21 protein-coding genes and 1 pseudogene are annotated in these 22348 nt (G+C 40.0%); 5 read left to right on the top strand and 17 right to left on the bottom strand.

All coding sequences use genetic code 11. The features are described from left to right. Window positions 1-43: 43 nt before the first annotated feature. From ACZ5QH_RS02385 to ACZ5QH_RS02365, 5 genes are all read right to left on the bottom strand, one after another. Window positions 44-607 (bottom strand): HdeD family acid-resistance protein, encoded by a 564-nt coding sequence (locus ACZ5QH_RS02385; protein ID WP_004718021.1) that lies wholly within the window; start codon window positions 605-607, stop codon window positions 44-46. 137 nt (window positions 608-744) lie between these two features. Further along, complete coding sequence (locus tag ACZ5QH_RS02380) at window positions 745-1503, bottom strand: hypothetical protein (RefSeq protein WP_034611666.1); 759 nt, start codon at window positions 1501-1503, stop codon at window positions 745-747. 71 nt (window positions 1504-1574) lie between these two features. Then, entirely contained in the window at window positions 1575-4217 is a 2643-nt protein-coding gene (gene topA / locus ACZ5QH_RS02375; RefSeq protein WP_004818820.1) for a type I DNA topoisomerase, read from the bottom strand. Window positions 4218-4243: 26 nt separating this feature from the next. Then, on the bottom strand, window positions 4244-4693 hold the full coding sequence (locus ACZ5QH_RS02370; RefSeq protein ID WP_004718027.1) for an ammonium transporter: 450 nt from the start codon (window positions 4691-4693) through the stop codon (window positions 4244-4246). 106 nt (window positions 4694-4799) lie between these two features. Continuing rightward, on the bottom strand, window positions 4800-5138 hold the full coding sequence (locus tag ACZ5QH_RS02365; protein ID WP_034611662.1) for a winged helix-turn-helix transcriptional regulator: 339 nt from the start codon (window positions 5136-5138) through the stop codon (window positions 4800-4802). Window positions 5139-5286: 148 nt separating this feature from the next. On the opposite strand from ACZ5QH_RS02365, the gene ACZ5QH_RS02360 reads away from it, so the two are divergent. Further along, entirely contained in the window at window positions 5287-6033 is a 747-nt protein-coding gene (locus tag ACZ5QH_RS02360) for an SDR family oxidoreductase (RefSeq protein ID WP_239046516.1), read from the top strand. A 105-nt stretch (window positions 6034-6138) separates the two neighbouring features. Here the strand turns inward: ACZ5QH_RS02360 and ACZ5QH_RS02355 are convergent, their stop codons facing one another. From ACZ5QH_RS02355 to ACZ5QH_RS02320, 8 genes and pseudogenes are all read right to left on the bottom strand, one after another. Then, on the bottom strand, window positions 6139-7176 hold the full coding sequence (locus ACZ5QH_RS02355) for a coiled-coil domain-containing protein (RefSeq protein ID WP_034611709.1): 1038 nt from the start codon (window positions 7174-7176) through the stop codon (window positions 6139-6141). A gap of 140 nt (window positions 7177-7316) precedes the next feature. Then, window positions 7317-9056 (bottom strand): acetyl/propionyl/methylcrotonyl-CoA carboxylase subunit alpha, encoded by a 1740-nt coding sequence (locus ACZ5QH_RS02350; protein WP_034611657.1) that lies wholly within the window; start codon window positions 9054-9056, stop codon window positions 7317-7319. 1 nt (window position 9057) lies between these two features. Continuing rightward, on the bottom strand, window positions 9058-10638 hold the full coding sequence (locus ACZ5QH_RS02345) for a 5-oxoprolinase subunit B/C family protein (RefSeq protein ID WP_303577469.1): 1581 nt from the start codon (window positions 10636-10638) through the stop codon (window positions 9058-9060). A 19-nt stretch (window positions 10639-10657) separates the two neighbouring features. Beyond that, window positions 10658-11464: a putative hydro-lyase gene (locus ACZ5QH_RS02340; protein ID WP_239046520.1), complete on the bottom strand. Its 807-nt coding sequence runs from the start codon at window positions 11462-11464 to the stop codon at window positions 10658-10660. A 19-nt stretch (window positions 11465-11483) separates the two neighbouring features. Continuing rightward, on the bottom strand, window positions 11484-12242 hold the full coding sequence (locus ACZ5QH_RS02335) for a LamB/YcsF family protein (protein WP_151956798.1): 759 nt from the start codon (window positions 12240-12242) through the stop codon (window positions 11484-11486). Window positions 12243-12277: 35 nt separating this feature from the next. Further along, window positions 12278-13529, bottom strand: a pseudogene (locus tag ACZ5QH_RS02330) (NRAMP family divalent metal transporter). A gap of 331 nt (window positions 13530-13860) precedes the next feature. Continuing rightward, on the bottom strand, window positions 13861-14769 hold the full coding sequence (gene mumR, locus ACZ5QH_RS02325) for a LysR family transcriptional regulator MumR (RefSeq protein ID WP_004818810.1): 909 nt from the start codon (window positions 14767-14769) through the stop codon (window positions 13861-13863). 123 nt (window positions 14770-14892) lie between these two features. Beyond that, the gene (locus ACZ5QH_RS02320) at window positions 14893-15138 is read right to left on the bottom strand and encodes a SlyX family protein (protein WP_004718047.1); all 246 of its coding nucleotides are present in this window, start codon (window positions 15136-15138) and stop codon (window positions 14893-14895) included. Window positions 15139-15173: 35 nt separating this feature from the next. Here ACZ5QH_RS02320 and ACZ5QH_RS02315 point away from each other — a divergent pair, with 35 nt between their 5' ends. Then, entirely contained in the window at window positions 15174-17084 is a 1911-nt protein-coding gene (locus ACZ5QH_RS02315) for an ATP-binding cassette domain-containing protein (protein WP_034611646.1), read from the top strand. 121 nt (window positions 17085-17205) lie between these two features. Here the strand turns inward: ACZ5QH_RS02315 and ACZ5QH_RS02310 are convergent, their stop codons facing one another. Beyond that, window positions 17206-17655 carry a GNAT family N-acetyltransferase gene (locus tag ACZ5QH_RS02310; protein ID WP_034611644.1) on the bottom strand — a complete coding sequence of 150 codons (450 nt, stop codon included), beginning with the start codon at window positions 17653-17655 and terminating at the stop codon, window positions 17206-17208. Between the two features lie 365 nt (window positions 17656-18020). On the opposite strand from ACZ5QH_RS02310, the gene ACZ5QH_RS02305 reads away from it, so the two are divergent. Further along, on the top strand, window positions 18021-18236 hold the full coding sequence (locus tag ACZ5QH_RS02305) for a hypothetical protein (protein ID WP_224964682.1): 216 nt from the start codon (window positions 18021-18023) through the stop codon (window positions 18234-18236). 126 nt (window positions 18237-18362) lie between these two features. Here the strand turns inward: ACZ5QH_RS02305 and ACZ5QH_RS02300 are convergent, their stop codons facing one another. Next, on the bottom strand, window positions 18363-19340 hold the full coding sequence (locus ACZ5QH_RS02300) for an acyltransferase family protein (protein WP_004818805.1): 978 nt from the start codon (window positions 19338-19340) through the stop codon (window positions 18363-18365). A gap of 37 nt (window positions 19341-19377) precedes the next feature. Continuing rightward, on the bottom strand, window positions 19378-19929 hold the full coding sequence (locus ACZ5QH_RS02295) for an O-acetyl-ADP-ribose deacetylase (RefSeq protein WP_004818803.1): 552 nt from the start codon (window positions 19927-19929) through the stop codon (window positions 19378-19380). Between the two features lie 117 nt (window positions 19930-20046). Here ACZ5QH_RS02295 and ACZ5QH_RS02290 point away from each other — a divergent pair, with 117 nt between their 5' ends. Then, on the top strand, window positions 20047-20982 hold the full coding sequence (locus ACZ5QH_RS02290) for an LpxL/LpxP family acyltransferase (protein WP_004818802.1): 936 nt from the start codon (window positions 20047-20049) through the stop codon (window positions 20980-20982). Between the two features lie 184 nt (window positions 20983-21166). Then, the gene (locus tag ACZ5QH_RS02285) at window positions 21167-21730 is read left to right on the top strand and encodes a hypothetical protein (RefSeq protein ID WP_004818801.1); all 564 of its coding nucleotides are present in this window, start codon (window positions 21167-21169) and stop codon (window positions 21728-21730) included. Window positions 21731-21767: 37 nt separating this feature from the next. On the opposite strand, the gene ACZ5QH_RS02280 is transcribed toward ACZ5QH_RS02285, so the two are convergent. Continuing rightward, a complete protein-coding gene (locus ACZ5QH_RS02280) occupies window positions 21768-22085 on the bottom strand; it encodes a hypothetical protein (RefSeq protein WP_004718064.1) in 318 nt (105 codons plus the stop codon). Window positions 22086-22348 lie beyond the last annotated feature (263 nt).

Raw genomic sequence — 22348 nt, 5'->3', positions numbered from 1 at the left:
GTTTTGTTAAAAGCACATATGATTTAAAACATTAAATGAAACCTTAATGACTCGCAGGTGGGATTTGTTTAATTGCCGCAGCAAAGGTGAGATAGTTGACTCCTTGGAATAAAATATCCACACCTAAAAATAATCCGAGTACCCAAAAAGGAGAATCTGGTGATGCCAGAATAATTGCACCTGTTGCCAAGGTTAAAAGCCCTGAAAATAATGTCCAGCCCCATCCAGACATTGGTTTCAACATAAACGCATTAAAAATACGAATAAAACCGCCAATCAATAAAGCAATTGCCAGTAAATTGGTTAATACCACTGCAGTGGTAATCGGAGATTTAAACGCATAATAACCCGCTGCGATATACAACACACCAAACAACGCCCAAAGCCAGCGGAAGCCACCATCAAAAATTTTAAATGCTGCAATCAGGTGTAAAACCCCACCGATCATCATTAAAGCACCAAACAATGCAACAACCGTCAATGTTGCCATACCCAGTGAAGCCAATAGCACTAATCCAAAGATCACCAATAAAGCTCCAAGCAGAAGATACCATTTACGGTTTTCATGGAGTTGATGACGAACTAAATCATTTCCTACAGTACGCATAATTCTTCTCTTGGTTGTTATTCATTCATTTTATTGTTGATCTAATTCAGGTGTTTGTCTGTATAAAATCTGCATCTATACCAGAATAAAGCTTTGTTTGAGCAGAATCTAAGCAATAAACAGCACAGCTCTATACGCTACTTCACCCAACCCATTTCTTGTGCAGTGAGTCGACTGATCATGGTATCTTCTAGATCTTCAGGTGTTTTGCTTTTACTTTCTGAAAGCGCAATATAGCCGCCCATAATTTCTGCACGTTGTTGTGGATAACGTGGTTGTTGTTCAGGATTGGCATAGCCCGTCGGATAGAGTGGCTGCCCCGTTGTAAAATCATATTTGTCTTTTGCACCAAAGGTATGCAATAACTCATGTACAAGAACGACTTTATTGCTCGAACTTTGCTTTCGTGATGCAAATAGATTCACAGAGCCAATACGCCCACGCTCCAATGCAGTAGAGTGTTTCAATACTTTCTGCAACTTGGGATCATAATAATTTAAATACAGGGTCACCGATGGTGAGCCATCTTCGCCTTGATGCTGTTTCCATGCATAAAATCTAAATTTTAAACTCCACAAAACTGTATCCAAGATACGGCCTGATTCTGGAAACTTAGGTGGTAAGGTATTTAACTCACGTCCAAGCTGAAAATGAAACGAAATCGGCTGCCCCCGGAATGCTTGAGACTGCAAACCTAAATAATGTTCAATTTCCTCAAGATCATCTGTTGAAATTTGCTGAATATAGGCTGATGTGGAGCGTTGACCATCTGCATTGATCGGATGTAATAAAACAACGATTGGCTTGCTCCAATCTTGGTTCATATCGCGCCATGCGTTCACTGCAACAATCAGCAGAATGACCAGTAAAATACCAACTCGAATCTTTTTCCACATTGAATATATTCTCAATTTTTTAATCGCAATAAAAATGCTGACCTAGGCCAGCATTTTTAAATATTTATGGATTAAGCTTCTACCCATTTCCCATCTTGGTAGACCAAAGACCATTTGGTTTGTTTACCTTCTGGGGTTTCTGAACCAATATATTGCGCTTGGTTTTTACGGCTAAACTTAACCAATGTTGGATTACCATCTGGATCTTGATCAGGTGCTTGCAAGATAAACTGATACTTAGGATCAAGTTGATCTGCAACTGAACGTAACTCCGCAACCTTCGGTGCACGTGTTTCGCGTACTTTAGGGAATTTGCTTGCCGCCAAGAATAAACCCGCTGCTCCATCACGTAGAACAAAGTAATCATCATGTTTGACTGAACGTAAATGTTCCATTTTGATTGGGTCGACACGAGGTGGTGCTGGCTGACCATTTTTCAAAACTTTACGGGTATTGTCACAACTCATACAAGCGAAATATGGACCAAAACGACCCGTTTTCAACTGCATCTCACCATCACATTTATCACATGGAATGGTTGGACCATCATAACCCTTGATTTTGAACTCGCCTTCTTCTAGCTCATAACCATCACAATCTGGGTTATTACCACAAATATGTAACTTGCGACCACCATCAATCACATAGCTGTCCATTGCAGTACCACAGACTGGACAACGTTTTTTCGACATCAAATCAGCAGTTTCAGCACTGTCATCATCAGAAAGTATAGCCAATGACTCAACTGGTGTTAGATTCAACGTCCCTTTACAGCGTTCTTTTGGTGGTAAGTTATAACCAGAACAGCCAAGGAAGACACCCGTCGTCCCTGTACGAATCTGCATCGGGCGTTCACATTCTTTACAGTGAACAGCTTCAACTTCTACAGGTTGATTACGGCGCATGCCGTTTTCGCCCTGTGCTGTGGTTAAACGCTTTTTAAAATCACCATAGAAACTATCTAACAGTTCTTTCCAATTACGTTCACCATCTGCAACTTTATCCAATTGACCTTCCAAATCTGCAGTAAATGCATAATTCATCAGGTTATTGAAGTTCTCGTCTAGACGATCGGTAACAATTTCGCCCATCTTCTCTGCAAAAAGACGGCGATTGTCGAGTTTGACATAACCACGATCTTGAATCGTCGAAATAATCGCAGCATAAGTCGATGGACGACCGATTCCACGTTTTTCCAACTCTTTTACTAAAGATGCTTCAGTAAAACGTGCAGGTGGTTTAGTAAAGTGTTGAGAAGGATCAAGTTTCTCAAGTTTGAGAATTTCACCCACTTTGACTGCTGGTAATAAAACATCATCATCCGACTTGTTCTGACCACGCACTTTGGTAAAACCATCAAAAACTAAAGTACGACCTTTGGCTTTGAGTTCTACACCATTCGCATCAACCAAAATCGTTGAGGATAAATACTCTGCTGGGGTCATTTGACATGCAACAAATTGACGCCAGATCAAATCATATAAACGTTGTGCATCACGCTCAACACCCGCCAAACTATCGCCTTTTAAAGCAACATTGGAAGGACGAATCGCTTCATGGGCTTCTTGCGCATTGGCTTTATTCCCATAACGATTTGCTTTAGCAGGTAAGTACTTCGCACCAAATTCAGTTTCAATATGATTACGCACCATACTGACAGCATCATCACTCAAGAATGTTGAGTCAGTACGCATATAAGTAATAAAACCAGCTTCATATAAACGCTGTGCAAGCATCATGGTTTTCTTTACAGAGAAACCTAAACGAGTACTTGCAGCTTGTTGCAAGGTTGAAGTGATATAAGGCGCACTTGGATTGACCTTCGTTGGCTTATCTTCACGTGTTGCAACTTTATATTCAGCATCTTTTAAAATTTTCAATAAAGCATCTGTTTGCGCTTTATTTTGTAATTTTAATGTTTTGCCGCCTTGTTTGACTGCTTCTAAACGAATTTCATCTTTTGCAGAATGAGTGTCTGCAAAAACTTGCCAGTATTCTTCAGGAATAAAGGCACGAATCTCACGCTCACGCTCGACCACCAATTTTACTGCAACTGACTGTACACGCCCTGCAGAGAGACCACGCGCAATCTTTTCCCACAGTAGTGGTGAAACCATAAAGCCCACCACGCGGTCGAGAAAACGACGTGCCTGTTGCGCATTCACACGGTTTAAATCTAGACGTGTAGGTTGTTTAAATGCTTCTTGAATGGCATTTTTAGTAATCTCGTTAAAGACCACACGATGGTAACGGCTATCATCACCACCAATCACTTCTCTTAAATGCCACGCAATCGCTTCTCCTTCTCTATCCAAATCCGTTGCGAGATAGATTTCATCTGCATCTTTGGCTAGTTTTTTGAGTTCAGCGACCACATGTTCTTTGCCGGGAAGCACTTCATATTTAGCTTTCCAACCATGCTCAGGATCGACACCCATACGATTGACTAAAGCGGATTGTGCTTTTTCAGCCTTCTGTTCATCCGTCAATTTGGTACGCGTTGCAGGCTTTTTTTCTGTCGATTTACTTGAACCACCTGTAGGTAAATCACGAACATGACCTACCGAAGACTTCACAATGTAATTTGAGCCTAAATATTTATTAATCGTTTTCGCTTTTGCAGGCGACTCCACAATCACTAATGCACGTTTTTTCCCAGCATCAGGAGAATTTGCTGTTGTGCTTTTGGATGTGGACCGAGGAGCGTTCGCCATAATAAACCACTGTTCCTATTATTAAGTTAAATTTCAGCCAATTTAAGTAAATATGCCTTCATATCATCAAGCTGTGTTGCTCTGAGGTCAGATTCTTCATCCCAATAAAGCCCTACACAGTTGGCCTGCATATCAATAGCATAAATCCCTTTTAATGCAATGGGAAAATCTTTAAATTTCTCATCACCGAGGACCACTTGAAGCTTTTGCTCTTCTACACGGGCGCGCATCAAAGCTAAGCGTGCATCTGGAATCAGTACACTATAATAAGCCACCATACTCGCACGAGACTCTGTTGCCATCGGGATTTTCGTCCACTCTGGTGCAGCCACTAAACGTGGGTGTAAGCCCATCTTGCGTGCTTTCTCTCGCATTAAACCTAATGCTTTTTCTCTAGGGCTTACGCGTAAGCCAAAAATTGAGCCCAATACAAAAACAATAATAACGAGCGCAACCCAAAGACCAGTGTGTTCCATAGTTCACCTTTTAATTCCTATATTAGAGTTGCATAAGCTGAATATAAAACGCAAGTTTAAAATTAAAATTACCGCCAATTACTGATTTTGAGGTCAGTTTAATTTCTTATTTTTCATTCATATTTTTTTCATAAAGCTCCATCCAGCTTCCCAATGACTGAATAGCACTTTGCAGCGTTTGTCCTAATTCGGTAATTTGATATTCCACTCTAGGCGGTACTTCTGGGTAAATCTGCTTGGTTATAAGTTGGTGTTGCTCCAGCAGTTTTAAATGTTTCGACAACTCTTTTTGTGGAATTGGCGCTAAAGCCTTCTGTAATTGGCTAAATCGAACAGGATGCTGTGCTTCAATAAGATGATAGACAATTGGCAATACCCATTTTCCCGAAAATAATCCAACAAATCGCATAATCGAACAATTTTGCTCATATTGCAGTGTTGTCATTTTTCCACCTTACATAAAGCTACATTTTATAGCCTTTGAGTTTAGTCTATTTCAAACCAAACAACGACTAAGTCACCAATTGGTAAGTACTTACTTTGGCAAATAAATTTTCACAATATAAGAGTTTGTAGACATTTTAGTGAAAAATATGCGATTAAAGGATAAAACGGTTTTAATTACTGGCGCAACCAGTGGAATCGGTTTTGCAGCAGCACAACGTGCAATAGAAGAAGGAGCTTTTGTTGTGTTTACTGGCCGAAATCCAGATCAAATTGTACAAACACAAGAACAATTCGGCAGCCAAAGTTTGGGCATCCAATGTGATCACTCAAGCTTAATATCACAAGATCATTTCATTGAAAAAATGCAACAATTATCCATTAAATTCGATGTGATTTATATCAATGCAGGCAATGTTAGCCATGAAGCATTTGGACAATGGACCGTTGAACAATTCGATGCGATTTTCGATACCAATGTAAAAGGTCCATTTTTCCTGATACAACGCTTACTTCCAATGATCAAGCCCCATGCTTCAGTGATTTTATGTGGTTCGACCAGTATTCATATCGCCTTAGAGAAAAGTAGCGTTTATGCCGCTTCAAAAATCGCCTTACGCTCTTTGGTCAAAACCTTATCTAGAGAGCTTTTAGCTCAGCAAATACGATTTAACTTACTTTCACCAGGGCCAACCTTAACCCCTGCCCTCAACAAAGTTGCGAGCACACCCGCTGAAGTTGAACAGCTCAAAGCCAGTATTGAAAATCTTGTGCCAATTCAAAGGTTGGCGGATCCAGTCGAAATTGCCAATGCCTTTATTTATCTTGCTTCTGATGAAGCTAGATTTATTGTCGGTAGCGAACTTTTAGTCGATGGTGGCGTAGCAAATTTATAAGCATAAGCAAAGTTATAAAACTATAGTGTATGGCTTAATAAAAAAGCGCTAAATATTCAAATCTAAGCGCTTTTTTATGTTGCTCTGGGCAGCTTAAAAATCGCCCTAATTTAAATACATTTCATGACTATAAACAACTTCATGACCATTCCAATAAATATAGCCTTTTTCAATCAACTCTTTAAGCAATAAACGGATATCTGATTTTGGAAACATTTGCTCCAATAAATCACGCAACTCATAAATATCTTTAGGTTTATCGGTTTTTAAATTATTCAATTTATGAATAACTTCAATTTGCACTGGATCTATTTTGGCAAAGTTTTTAAACAAAACCTGGTGTACTGCACCCACTGAGTCTTGCTGATCCATTTCCTGTAACACCTGATCTGAATCAACACGTAATTTTTCTAAAATTTGATCAATTTTTTCAAGTTTGATATTGGGTTGTGCTGCGGATTCAGTCTCAACTGGGTGTGCTAAAACAGGCTTGCCGATGTCAAGACTTGTCCATTGTTTCAAGACTTTTTTACGATAAGCCACCTGATCATCAAAGCGTTTGACAATTTTTAAATTGATTAACATGCCGACCAGATGCTGAGCTTTTTCTGGCACAACTTGTAAAATATTCACAATAGAATTCTTTAATTTTTCAATGGTATTCGGTTTGCCTGTCATCTCTCCCAAGGCATCGCAATACTTTTTAACCATTTGCAAATACGGCTTATTTTGAATGGTTTGTAGACTAGGTATCGAGTACTTGTTGCGTTGACGTTCCAACGTTGATTCGACTTGAATAAAACTACACGCTAGATCAGCACTACGCATCAGATCCAACAATAAGGAACAACTTGGCATCGCAGAAATGACCTCAATCTGCATCTCTGGCTCTAATAATGCCAATAATTGCCCCACCACAACTGCATATTCATATTCTTTTTCAGATGCATTCGGTACTTCTAAAATCACCACCTGACCACTGCTCACCCAGCCTGAAAATTCAGTTAAATCTTCCAGTGAGTACTGGAATTGTCCCGTACAATTGAAAAGATAGAGTGTTGGGTAATGTTCAATAATCTCCCGCAGCATTTTGGCTGTAGGTATATTATTTTCAAGATCGAGAAGAACAGCTTTATTCGGCATGGTCAAAAAGTTTGCAACTGAACAGTGGCAAGCATTACAACCAGCTTTCAACAAAAGGTCAAATAAAATTGGAAATTTAATCCTAAATTCCCAATTCCATCTGACTTAAATGTATAAGTTTTAGATTTTAAAGATAAATATTACTGGATGGTTGCAATCACTTGATCAGCCTGACACGTGCTCCCGACTTCTTTCAGCAATTCAATTTGACCACTTTGATGTGCCAAAACTTGAACTTCCATTTTCATAGCTTCCATAATTGCCACAACTTGCCCTGCACTCACTTGCTCTCCGGTTTGGACTTTCCAAGCAATGATGGCCCCATTAATAGGCGCTTGTAAGTGCTCAGGTTGAAGTGCTAACTCTGTGCTTTGCGCTGGTTGTTGCTCCACCTGAACTGCGCCTTGAGCAAACATTCCTGCAGGTAGGCCTAGACGGTGTAATTTCCCATCAATTTCGATATAGCTTAAAACCATCGCTTGTTGATGCTGAGGAATCGCACGTCGAGTTGATTTTAAGTCTTGTTTAAAGTCATTTTCAATCCAACGCGTATGGACTTTAAATTCGTCGGTAAAATCAGGCTCATTCAGCACGGCACGATGAAAATCTAAAACTGAAGCCACCCCCTCAATTTTAAACTGCTTTAAAGCACGTTTTGCGCGGCGTATTGCGATTTCACGCGTTTCCCCCGTCACAATCAGCTTTGCCATTAAAGAATCGAAATGGCTGGAAACCAGAGAGCCTGTGCGCACGCCAGTATCGACACGCACACCATGACCAAAAGGTGCTTCAAATAAACTTAGTGTACCAAATGCTGGAATAAAACCACGGCTAGGGTCTTCTGCATTGATACGAAACTCAATGGCATGACCTTGTGCTTTAGGGGTTTCTTTGATCGATAACTCTTCGCCCAAAGCCACCTGAATTTGCTCAACCACCAAATCAACGCGCGCTGTTTCTTCGGTCACAGGATGTTCAACTTGCAACCGCGTATTGACTTCTAAAAATGATAAAGTCCCATTTTGGCTCAATAAATACTCGACTGTCCCTGCTCCAACATACTGAGCAGCCTGACAAATATTTTTTGCTGAAGTTAAAATCTCTTGATAAATCTCATCACTGATAAATGGTGCAGGAGATTCCTCAACTAATTTTTGATTACGACGCTGTAAAGAACAATCACGCGTACCTAAGACCACCACATTCCCATGCAGGTCGGCAATCACTTGCGCTTCCACATGACGAGGATTGTCTAAGTACTGCTCAACAAAGCATTCGCCACGACCAAAGGCCGCTTTTGCTTCACGGACAGCAGAGTCATAGAGTTCTTTCACTTCTTCAAGCTTCCAAACCACTTTTAAACCACGACCACCACCACCAAATGCCGCTTTAATTGCAATAGGTAAGCCATATTGTTTTGCAAAGGCTAAAGCCTCATCTGCATTATTCAATGGGTCTTGTGTGCCTTGTACCAAAGGAGCACCCACTGAAGCAGCGATTTTACGTGCTTCAATTTTATCACCCAACTTGGTAATTGCTTCAGGAGATGGGCCGACCCACTTCAAGCCTGCATCAATCACAGCTTGTGCAAATTCAGCCCGTTCCGATAAAAAACCATAACCAGGATGCACCATGGTGGCTTTTGATTTTTTAGCAATATCAATAATGGCATCAATATTTAAATAGGTTTCTTTTGCGGTTGCACCAACCAAACCCCATGCTTCATCTGCAAGTTCGACATGTAAACTGCCGATATCGTCATCTGCATACATTGCCACAGAAGCAATGCCCATATCACGACAAGCATGGATAATACGCACAGCAATTTCACCACGATTGGCAATCAATAATTTTTCATTTACATATTTTTGCTGGTTCATCTTAGTTCTCGATATCTACAAATTCGGCGATTTTTCTAAATTTGATATGGCAATCCGCAGGTATTTGTGCCACCAAATCCCAATGATGCTTGGCAACCGAAGCAATCACAGGATAACCACCAGTTAATGGGTGATCATTCATAAACAATACAGGTTGACCATTGGGTGGAATCTGCAAAGCACCAATACATGTGCCTTCGCTTTCCAATTCATGGCAAATCTTACGTGTTAAGGGCGCTTTCCCAGATAAACGTAACCCCACTCGATTACTTTCATTGGTGACTAACCATGCTTGATTGCACAGTTTTTCAATACTGCTTTGCTCAAACCAATCCGTTCGAGGTCCCATCACAATATCAAGTTCAATCGTATCGCCAAGGCACGGGAGATTGGATTTTGGCACTTCGTTGATGCTGATATTGGATGGGACGAATTGACCTTGGTAAATGACATCACCCGTTTTTAAAGGGGCTGGACCAAGAATGGCTAAACTGTCAAAAGAACAGCTATTTAAAACCGGTTGAATATCCAAACCACCACGAACCGCAAGGTAATTGCGTAAGCCTGCACTCGGTGTTTGAATTTGAAATTCATCTCCCTCATCCAGTGCAATCGCCTGATAGCTGTCAAAATCTGCTTTTTGACCATCTGCAAATTTCACATGGATATTGGAAATTGCACCTGCCACGCTAATGACAGCTGAATTTTGCATGACTGCTTTTAAACCACCATTTAGCACCTCAATCACAGGCGTATCCATTGGATTCCCCACGATTCGATTGGCACAATGCATCGAAGCGACATCCATCGCCCCTGCTGTACCCACACCGATATTGCTGTGCTGAAAACGACCTTCATCTTGAATCGAAACTTGCAAGCCAGATGCCGTGATTTTGAATAGGGGCTGTTTTAAAGTTAAATCTTGCCGTGGTGTGATTTGCTTGGGCACATCCACAGATACAGGATGATGGGTTATATCCTCAAAATGCACCCGCATTCCTGGTCGTAAAAGCGCAGGATTTTGACGCTCCAAATCCCACATTTTTTCTGACGTTGTTCCAATCAATTGCCAGCCACCCGGACTATCTTTTGGGTAGATACCCGAGTATTGTCCAGCAAGTCCAAGTGAACCTGATGGAATTTTTTTACGCGGTGTTTTTAGACGAGGAACGTCTGTAAAGGGTAGATCAAGGCTACTCATATAAGCAAAACCTGGAGCGAACCCAATAAAGGCAACGTCCCAAGTGCTTTGATGATGTTTTAAAATCAGATCGGCTATAGAGAGGCCTTGCAGTTCCGCCACTTGTGCTAAATCTTCACCATCGTAACGAATCGGAATAATCACTTCCTGCGTATTGCGATCAAAGCCTGAATCAAGGTTTAAAGTACCAATCAAAACACTCAAGGTTTTAAAGTCAGTCTTGATTTCGTTAAAACAAATTAAAATTGTTTTTGCAGCAGGAATTAAATCTTTGATTCCATTCAAGTGTAAATTTTGCAATTTACTGTATAACGCCAAAGTTTCTTCTAAACTAGAAAGTTCAATCAAGAAACTGTCGGAATTTACCGATAAAAATCGCATTTACTGATCCTTTCTTGTCTTAACGCAGCCACGCACGATCAGGTATGTCTGTAATCAACATATGTCCTGGTGCATGGCTAATGGCAAATGGGATTTTCGAGTTCATAATTGCAGCTTGAGGCGTTACACCACATGCCCAAAATACTGGAATTTCACCCTGTTCAATACGTGAGGCATCACCAAAATCTGGCTGATTGATGTCGCGTATGCCCAAACTTTCAGGATGACCAATATGTACGGGAGCGCCATGAACACTCGGCATACGCGCCGTAATTTTCACAGCCTCAGCTATTTGATGGGCAGGAATGGGGCGCATAGAAACCACCATATTTCCTGAAATACGTCCAGCAGAAAGGCATTCGATATTACTCAAATACATCGGTACATTGGTCTTGTCATGGATATGACGTACTTCAATCCCCGCTTCTTGCAAAGCTGTTTCAAAGGAGAAACTACAGCCAATTAAAAAAGTCACTAAATCAGGATGCGTGTTATAAAGCTCACTCGCATCAGTGAGCTCATCAACCATTTCACCGTCTTTCCAGACACGATATCGTGGAAAGTCAGTGCGAATATCTGAGTCAGTAGCCAATCGAGAGTGGTATACGCCTTCTTCCAAAACATCTAATACAGGGCAGCTTTGCGGATTACGCTGTGCGTACAACAAGAAATCATATGCCCAGTCTTTGGGTACAGAAATCATATTCACTTGGGTCATCCCAGCAGCCATTCCTGCTGTAGGTTGGTCAAAACCTGCACGAATTTGTTGTCGCGCATCCAATGCAGCTTTGAGTTGAACTGGATCGACTTTAATCTCTTTAAACATGTGTCTTGTCCTTATTGTTTTATGCACAAAATGAACGAACTTGAATGTCGTTTGTTAACAGCTCAGCTTTAATCGCTGCGGACATTTCTAATGCACCTGCGGTATCACCATGCAAACAAATCGTATCGGCTTGAATCGGGGTAAATACGCCATCAATTGACTCAACCCCGCCATTTTTTAACATCGCAACCACACGTTTTGCCACAAACTCTGCATCATGCAAAACAGCACCCTCTAAACGACGTGAAACCAGTGAGCCATCACGGTTATAAGCACGATCAGCAAAGGCTTCTGAAACCACTTTTAAGCCTGCCTGACGTGCTTGTGCAACCAAATTTGACCCAGCCAAAGCAACCAGTACCAATGCTGGGTTATACATTTTAATGGCTTCAATCACGGCTTCGGCTTGTACGGGATCTTTGGCTATGGTGTTATACAACGCCCCATGCGGCTTGACATATTGCACTTTGGAGCCAGCAACTTTTGCCAAACCATCAAGCGCCGAAATTTGATAGAGCACATCCGCGATCAGCTCGTCTTGAGACAGATCCATATTACGGCGACCAAAACCAACCAAATCTGGGTAGGAAACATGCGCACCAATCGTGACATCTAATTTCACTGCTTGCTGAAGCGTCTTCAATATTCCCAACGGGTCACCTGCATGAAAGCCACAGGCAATATTGGCGCTACTGACAACAGGTAAAATTTGCTCATCATTGCCCATTTTCCACGAGCCAAAACTTTCACCCAAGTCACTATTTAAATCGACATACATTGTGATTATTCCTTTTCAATTGAGTGTGAAGTTGATTAGAGCTTGGTGAGGTAATTAAATACCGTCGTGAATGACATATAACCCATCCACCATGTGAGTAAGCAGGTTAATACACCCAAAACCAGCAACCATTTTGGATAATTATAATTACCCATCATGTCTTTACGACATGCCGCAACATAGACAAAAATCGTTAAACCAATTGGTAATACCAAACCATTAAAACCACCCACAAAGATCAGTAAGCCCGCAGGTGTTGCACCTAGAATCACGTAAAGCAACAAGGCTAAAGAAATAAAGCTAATGGTGAGGTAGTTGGTATGTTTAGTGGTTAAGTTCTTTTTAAATGCGGACATAAATGAAACAGAGGTATAGGCTGCACCAATTGTGCTACTGATTCCCGCTGCCCAAAAAATCAAGCCAAACAGTTTAAAACCAAATGTACCCGCAGCATATTGGAATGCTTGCGCAGCTGGGTTGGCATCGTGACTTGCTAAATCGATATTTGCGCCGCTGACCACAACCCCTAAGAATGCCAAGAACAATACATAACGCATGATCCCGACTACAACAATACCTTTGGTTGCGGCTCTGGCCACTTCATCAATATTTTCTGGTCCAACCGCACCTTTGTCCAATAAGCGATGCGCACCTGCGTAGCAGATATAACCGCCCACTGTACCGCCAACAATAGTTGTAATGATGGCGAAATCAATTTGATCAGGTGCAAAAGTTTGTTGAACGGCTTGCCCCACTGGTGGCATGACAATGAATGCAACGATCACGATCAAAACGATTTTGAGCAACCCCAAAATAATCATGCTCTTGTCCATCGCCAGTGTGGCTTTTCTGGAAGCAAAAATCAGAATTGCCAAAGCACCACTCAGCACGCCACCGACCTTGGTATCCAACCCAAAGAGTGCATTTAAGCCCAGTGCAGCACCTGCAATGTTACCGATACTAAAGAAAAAACCACCTAAAATAACCAGAAATGCGAGTAAGTAACCGCTCCCCGGTAAGGCTTTATTGGCAATATCTGAAGCACGCATTTGCGTTAAGGTGACCACACGCCAAATGTTTTGCTGCACAACATAATCAATAATGATTGAAACTAGGATTGCAAAACCAAATGCAGCACCTAATTTCACTGTAAATACAGCGGTTTGGGTTAGAAAGCCTGGCCCCATCGCAGACGTTGCCATCATAAAGATAGATGCAACAATTGCCCATTGACGGTCAGACAAAAAAGAAGATTTCAATAAAGACATGTAGGCGTTCCTCATCCATTTGAGCTTAATCAACGCTATTTCAAGTGAAACAAAGAACATCTATTTTTCTAAAATACGAAATTCTTTAATCCTTTAAACTTTTAAGATTTTCTGGTTATGCTGAACCAAATCTGTATTTCAAATAAAAGCATAGGCGAAGGTCAGCCACAATAAGACTTTATCCAAAATTCATTAAACATAAGGTATTGAATTTATATGTTTTTATTATTTTTAAATTCATTTAATAATGAATGTTTATCAGTTTCTATAAGTTCTCATTATCAATATTTCATATTTTTGCAATTTTTAAATCAAAACCAAAGCTGCATAAAATGCCGTTTTATTGTTCATTATCTAATTTTATTATTCAGCTTTTTCATGGCATTTTCCGAAGTTAAAACCGCTAAATCCGTCAACTTTTCTTTTAATGCGGTGTTATTGCCTTGTGTATAGATTGCGGTAAAGTGGAATGTCTTTAATTGGATTGGCGTATCCAAAATTTCCAATCGCCCATCTAAAATTTCTTTGATTGCCGTTAGTTTAGGTACCACTGCAATCCCTAAGCCTTGTTCAGCTAAACGTAATAATGTGACCAATGAATAACTTGTGATGGATAGTGGTTCATCGATCTTCTGTTCTTTCATTTTGGCTTTGAGCTCTTTATAAGGATAGGTAATTCTTGGATAGGTTAAAATGGTATGCGACATCAATGTCCGCAATGACATCTGCCCGATTCCACCTTTAAATGAAGGTGATGCTAGAAAGCTTAATTCAAAATCACACAATGAACGTTCTATACATTCAAAAGGCAAAGTTGGCCCCAGTAAAAACGCCATATCCAAATCACCGATGCGTACACCTTCTTGTAAATCTGGAGTTAAATTCACCACGATTTCGATGGAAACTTTGGGAAACTCTTGCTGGACTTGCTCCATATACTCCACTAGCCAAGTATGGACAATCGTTTCGGAAACCCCTAAACGAATCGTTCCTGTTAAATACTGACTTTCTGTGAGTTCAGCCACCAAGTCTGTTTCCAGTCGCATAAACTTTTCAGCATATTTAAATAAGGTCATGCCCTTATGCGTGGCTTTGATTTGACGAGAACTGCGATCAAGCACTTTAAAACCGAGATCATTTTCAATCGCAGTAATTTTTTGAGAAATTGCAGGCTGTGTCGTTTGAAGCTTTGTTGCGGCTTTATTAAAACTGTTTAAGGTCACCACCCAATAAAATGCTTCGAGGTTTTTTAAGTTCATAATCCATCTTAACCCACAAATTTAGCGCTTGCGTTATGCAAATCCTTTGCCAATATCACTGCTATGTGTGAATTTACACCTGATTCAGCACACCTCAGCCACTCATATTTCACATCCGTTGCATCAATAATGCGGAGGACGATTGGTCATTGGGTCAAATGCTGCAATACCTTCTGACAAATCAGCAGATTCTATACGTTGGTAAATTAACTGCATTTGTTTTTTTAAATCAGCGATTTCCAAGCTTTGTTGTGCCACTTGATCATTTAATTGTTCGACTAAATCATCTAAAAATGCAATTCGGACTTGCAAATCTTCTATGGGTGCGGAAAATGACGCCTGATCATCAATATTTTTATGTTTAGTCATTTTTAGTCCTCAGTGTGGGATGTTTAGGAAACCGTATGGCCTATATTACTATAAGGGATGTCCAACTTGCGTTTGGTGGACCTGCCCTGCTCGATGGCGCAAACTTCAATTTAGAACGAGGCGAACGAGTCTGTCTGATTGGTCGTAACGGTGAAGGTAAGTCTACTTTACTCAAACTGATTGAGGGAAGTTTATTGCCTGATCAAGGTGAAATTGCATTACAAAATGGTATTACGATTTCTATGCTTGCTCAGGATGTACCGATGGATTCGGGCAAAGTTGCAGATATTGTTGCCGAAGGTGCAGGAGAAGCCGCGCTCGTCCTAAAAGAATACCACGAAGCCAGCGATGCTTGTGTATTAGGTGATATGGAAGCTTGTGATCGTATGGGCAACCTACAACATAAGCTGGATTTGCTCGATGGTTGGGCCTTAGAAACCAAAGTAAATTCTATCTTGAGCAAAATGGGCTTAGATCCTGAAGCAGATTTAGCTGATTTATCAGGCGGGCGTAAACGCCGTGTACTTTTAGCACGTGCATTGTTGACGCAACCTGACGTTTTATTACTTGACGAACCAACCAACCATTTGGACGTAGAAAGTATTGAATGGTTAGAGAAGTTCTTACTCGATCAAAACAATCTCACCCTATTATTTATTTCCCATGACCGTGCTTTTGTTGACAGTATTGCGACACGTATTGTGGAGTTGGATCGTGGTGTTTTACGTAGTTATGAAGGTAACTACTCACGCTACCTCGACTTAAAAGCACAGCAAATGGAAGCTGAAGAAAAGCAGAATGCACTGTTTGATAAACGCTTGGCTGAAGAGGAAACTTGGATTCGTCAAGGGATCAAAGCACGTCGTACCCGTAACGAAGGTCGTGTACGTGCATTAAAAGATTTACGTGAACAATCTAAAGCACGTCGCTCACAACAAGGTAAAGTGAGCATGGCGACTCAAGAGGCAAATCGTTCAGGTAAATTGGTCTTTGATATTGAACACTTAAGTGTGGCTTTTGGTGATAATGCACCAATTATTAAAGATTTCTCTGCGTTAGTACTGCGTGGCGACCGTATTGGTTTAGTCGGTGATAATGGTGTAGGTAAAACCACCTTGATTAAAGCCATTTTAGGTGAACTTGAACATGGCGGTTCGGTAAAAACAGGTACACAGCTTGAAGTGGCTTATTTTGACCAATTACGTAATGCGCTAGATCTTGAAAAATCAGTAATGGCCAATGTGTCTGAAGGCTCAGACTTTGTCGATGTTAATGGTGGTCGCCGTCATATCTACAGCTATTTACAAGACTTTTTATTCTCGCCTGAACGCGCGCGTACTCCAGTAAAAGCACTTTCAGGTGGTGAGCGTAACCGTATCCTTTTGGCGAAGTTATTGCTTAAACCGTCTAACCTTATTGTGATGGATGAGCCAACCAATGACTTAGACATGGTGACTTTAGAATTACTCGAAGAAATGTTGAGTGATTATAAAGGGACTTTGTTATTGATCTCCCATGACCGTGCATTTATGGACAATGTTGTGACATCAACTTGGGTATTTGATGGTAAAGGCAATATCGATGAGTACATTGGTGGCTATCAAGACTATTTAGAACAACGTCCAGATCAACGTGTTGTCGATCAGAAAAGTGATGTAAAAAAAGCCATTGCGAAAGCGGAAGCTGCTGCGGCGCCTGCTGAACCAGCCGTTAAAAAAGTGAAGTTGAGTTATAAAGATCAACGCGCTTTAGAACAGTTACCTGCAGAAATTGAAGCTTTGGAAAAAGAACAAGCTGAACTGACTGCAAAACTTGCAGATGGTTCTTGGTTTGTGACTGATGCAGATGCAGCCACCAAAGCGTCGCAACGACTTGGTGAGATTGATGAACTGATGCTTGAAAAAATGGAGCGTTGGGATGCATTAGAAGAAATGACCAAAGGTTAATTCTTCTAAAATCTTTAAATAAAAACTCCGCAAATATGCGGAGTTTTTATTGAGCCTGCCGACATTGAAACCAACAACATTGATCAATTATCTTATAGATATACAACACATATTTTCAGCTTTATGTATTAACCAGATTTAAAGACATTGGAACATAACGTAACCCATGATTTTCAATGGTTTCATCTTTCACCACAAAGCCAAATCGTTCATAAACAGCTTGTGCATTACAGCTTGAATTTACCGTAAATACTGAAACACCAGACTTTTGCACCTCCTGCAAGATAAAATTCCACATTGTTCGGCCAATTCCCTGAGCTTGCTTCTCTTTCGATATAAAGAAATGAACCAAATGGGCAGGATTCTTATACGCAATAACACCGATCATCTGCTGATGATCGCTATAAACAAAATAGTGAATTTCAGGATTCTCAAGCATTTTTTCAATCATACTTACGCAAAACAGTTGTCGCCCACTGTCATTAATTGCAAATTCATCAATAAAAGGCGCAATCAATTGGGTAATTGCAATTAAGTCCTTTGTGGTTGCTCTTCTGATTGTTTTATTCATGTGAGGGACATTTCAATAGTGGAGTAGCAGTAAAAGATCAAAATGCTAAACTTAAGTCTGTAATCAGCATTTCGTTATCTAGCTAATACTTGAAATGATATATAACAGATTCTTTCATTTTCAAAAATAAACGCACTTATTTAAATGGCTTAGTTCAAGTTAAAATGACGGCAATACTTTACTGATTAAAATTAAATAAAACTTAAAAAATCAAAGCACTTACCATTCCCCACTCATCTTACCAATGATCATTTCATTTATACTGAATTTCGCTACAAGCACTTCATGATGTTTCCATACAAATCCACCAAGATATGATTATCGAATCTAGTTCAGATCTCGAATTATTTAGTGAGAATATGATCATGAAAAAAGTTACATCATTACTTGTTGCAGCATTCACCACAGCAATTTTCGCAGGTTCGGCAATGGCAGCAACTCCAGCACAGCATTCGACTCAAGCGGTTAAAACCCATCAAATGCAAAAACAACATAAAGCTGGTCATAGCCAAAAACACCATGCCGCTGCACAAAAATCAGCAACAGCAAAAAAAGTAGAGGGTAAAGCAGCAACCAAATAATCCACTTTAAAACGTTGTTTTAAAACTGTCGCTTTATAAAATTATGATCCTCATGCTTAAAAGCTACACCAACAGTGTAGCTTTTAAATTTTCAGCGAATGCTCTGGATCGCTTCAAATCCATTCGCTACTTTAAACCGAATTTTTCAACAGGTTTGATTAACCATAAAGATAATTTTCTTAATAAAATATCAAAAAATTGCTGTTGTAACATCCAGCAAGTCAATACAGATAAACCAATACAAATCCCAATTTCCACAAAAATATTAAAATCCAGTTGCCAATAACGTGCAATTAACATCACCACAAAACCATGTAGCAAATACACCGCCAAGGTGTTTTTTCCAAGTTGCACACAGCCAATATTCAATAATTTTGTCCACGCAAACATCGCGAAAATACCCAAACTCGACATCAAAAGACAGCCTATTCTGATCCAAGTACCATCCCACATACTTACCTTAAGTTGCTGATAACTTAAACTGCCATATAACCAAAATGGGTTGATTTGGGTGAAATACACCAAGCTTGCAATACCCATCACGATGAATCCAGCTAAAATTTGAGTGACTTTAAATTGCTGAATTTTCTCGACAATGGTTTTGCCATAAAGTGCACCCACAATAAAAAATGGAAAGAAGCTAAAAATTCTGCCGATTGAGTATTGGTAATTGTTCCATGGGCTTAAGCCGACACATAAAGCAAGAATCAGTGCAATCAGCAGTGCAAATTTTGTTTTTATCAAAAAATGGCTAAGCGTTGTCCATACCATCATGCCCAACAGATACCATAAGATCCAATAAGGTCGTTCAAACACATTCCAATTGAGCTGAAATTTACCTGACCAGATGGCATCAAATGCAGGAAATAGAATTTGAAAGGGTAAATAGAGCGCAACAAAAAATAGAATATTCTTAAACCATTTACTGTCTTTAAACAACATGCCCGAAATAAAGATAAAAGCAGGCATATGTACAAAATAAATCGTACCTAATAAGACATGATCAATCGGATCTTTCCAACCGATCATGCGTTCTAGAAAATGCCCGAGCACCACAAGAAATATCAGCGTTGCCTTACAACTGTCTAAGTAGGTATCTCTCATCGTAAGGTTGTCTAAAATAGTCAGTGAATAACTGCGATTATATACCTAAAACATGCACTTGCTTTTGATCAATCTCAGCAAGATGCTGGCGATAGATTTTAAAATTTTCCAAATCAAAACACACGAAACTGACTTCCTCTAAGTTGTTCGTCTGGGTTAAAAACTTAGTCACGCTGTTTATGGCGATAAATGCTGCCTCTGATTTGGGAAAACGATAAATCCCTGTTGAAATATTCGGAAATGCCAGTGTTTTTAGCTGATGTTGCTCAGCGAGTCTTAAGCTATTGAGATAGGCTTTCTCAAGCAGTTCATTTTCAGCATGCTGTCCATCTTGCCAAGTGGGGCCCACGGTATGAATCACATAATTACAGGGCAACAACCCCGCTGTGGTAATCACTGCTTCACCAATTGGACAACCACCCTGTCTGGCTCGGATCTTTTGACAATCCTCCAAAATAGCAGAACCACCTTTTCGATGAATTGCACCATCCACACCACCACCGCCAAGTAACGAGGTATTGGCAGCATTTACAATTGCATCCACCTTTTGAATTGTAATATCACCTTGAATTAACCGAATTATTTTCACGTCATGCTTCCTTGCGTATCCTCAATGAGAGTGAATGACATCTTGAATTTTCTTCTTTAAACCGCTTCATGCTACACTCCTTTCAGTTTTAACTTCCCCAAAATTTACAAAACTGCTATGAGTAAAAAGCATCAATACGAGCCTGGAAAATTTTATTGGGCATTTTTACATCCGAAATATTGGGGAATCTGGATTGCGATTGTATTTTTGATGATGCTCGCTATCTTGCCTTGGGCAATTCAGTATCGCTTAGCGACATTGTTGGGCAATATTGCCTTTGATCGACTAAAATCACGTCGTGAAACAACAACACGTAATTTAGAAGTCTGCTTTCCAGAATGGTCACCTGAGCAAGTCATCGACAACTCAAGACAAGTCTTTGTTGATCAAATGATTGGGGTCTTTGAAACTTTAAATGCATGGTACTCACCACAATGGTTTAAAAACCGTGTCAGTATTCAAGGGCTAGAGCATATCCAACAGGCCAAACAAAATGGTCAAGGCATATTGCTACTCGGCACCCATAGCACCATGCTTGATGCTGGTGGTTATTTATGTGCACAATTTTTTGAACCCGATGTCGTGTATCGCCCACAGAATAATCCTTTACTCGATATGTTGATTTATCGTTGTCGTGCAACGATTTATAAAGCGCAGATTGATCATGATGATATGCGTGGATTGATTCGCCATCTGAAAGAAGGTGATGCGATTTGGTATAGTCCAGATCAGGATTTTGGATTAAAACAAGGGGTAATGGCTCCCTTTTTTGGTACGCCCGCTGCAACGGTAACGGCGCATCGACGTTTATTGAAAATATCAAAAGCTGTCGCAATCCCACTGTATTTTTATCGTGATGGTGATATCAAAGATCCAAAATATCATGTGCTTATTGAACCTGCTGTTGATCCATTACCCAGTGAAGATGAAATGGATGATGCGATTCGTGTCAATAAAATCATTGAAAATCAACTGCGGATCGCACCGACACAATATATGTGGTTTCATCGTCGCTTTAAAACACGTCCAAAAGGCTACCAGAAAATCTATTAAGTTTAAGTGTTTTGTTTTAACAATCAGGAGATATAAAATATCTCCTTTTTTATTTTGGTCATCTCGCGTCTAAATAGCATCGTTCATGGCGAACTGTGTCTAGTTACACATGCCCACTTTCTTGATTAAACAAAGCGAATTAAGATTTATCAATAATAAATTCAAATTTAAGGAAAATAAAACAATGAATATCACCAATAAAGTTCTTTTTTCATGTTTGATCAGTTTCAGTTTGATGTTTACCGCATGTTCAGAGCAAAAAGCAGATATCGCCCAAAACAAAACCTCAGAAACTACGTCTAGTGCAACAACTCAAGGCAATTGGAAAAGCAAAGCGACTGAACTGAGTACAGCCAACGCAACAGAGATTACAAACGACTTGGCTCAACTTAATCAGATCGTCAATCACGCAAATACTCAAGCACTTCAATTAAGAGCGGAGCTTCAATCAGCCACTCGCCAACCTGAAAAGCGCCAGCAGATTTTACTCAAAGCCAATGATATACAAGCGGCAACTCAACAACAAATCATGGCATTAAATTTAAAAAGTAGTGAAGTACACAGTCTACGCACACAAATGATTGATAATTTAATCACCAGTCAGAAAATGTATACGCTTTCAACAGCCCCAGATTTTAATGCAAATGCACCCAGTGATGAATTTAAGCAACTTGGTAAACGTTCAATGGCGCTTCAACAAAAAATTTCTGCTGAAATGGACGCCTTAAATCAACATTATGGAAAATAAAAACAATCTGAATCATAAGCGGGTTAAGTAGAAAGACCTAACCTTTCCATACCCGAAAACGTGCCATCGCCCAAATCACATAAGGCCAAAAAATCATATTGACTATGCTATGGATACTTTCCCAAATACGCCAATAGCCTCTACCAAAAATATCTGCGCGTGCATTAAAGATTTCTATTACAAAGGCAAACACCACTGTGGCGATAATCGCAAGATTTGATTTAAGTTGTCTTTTATGAATTGCAGCAACTATAAAATAGATGATTAAACCTGCATAGATAAATAAAGCATCACTACTTAAACCAGTAAAATGTTTAAGACTTGAAGCGAATTCTTGAACTTTTGCGAGAAACATAGCCACTCTTTTTTATTTTCAATTTTGTCTATTCTAAATTATATACCATAAATAAAGCATAACCCGAGTTCTGCATCCTGCAAAACTCGGGTTCATGAGGTTGTGCTTTCACATCTTATTCTTATTTTCTTGGTTATCCATTCCAACATCAAATCCTTGATGATTGCTCCATCGACTTCGTCTTCCTTAGTGAGATTTTCCGTTCTCATTCCCTGTGTCGATAAGTAAAGATTAAAACGAATATGCTTTGCATGCTATCCGCT

The organism is Acinetobacter sp. Ac8 (assembly GCF_055392545.1).
Note: the sequence above shows the minus strand (reverse complement) of the source record. Positions and strands in the feature narration are given on the sequence as shown.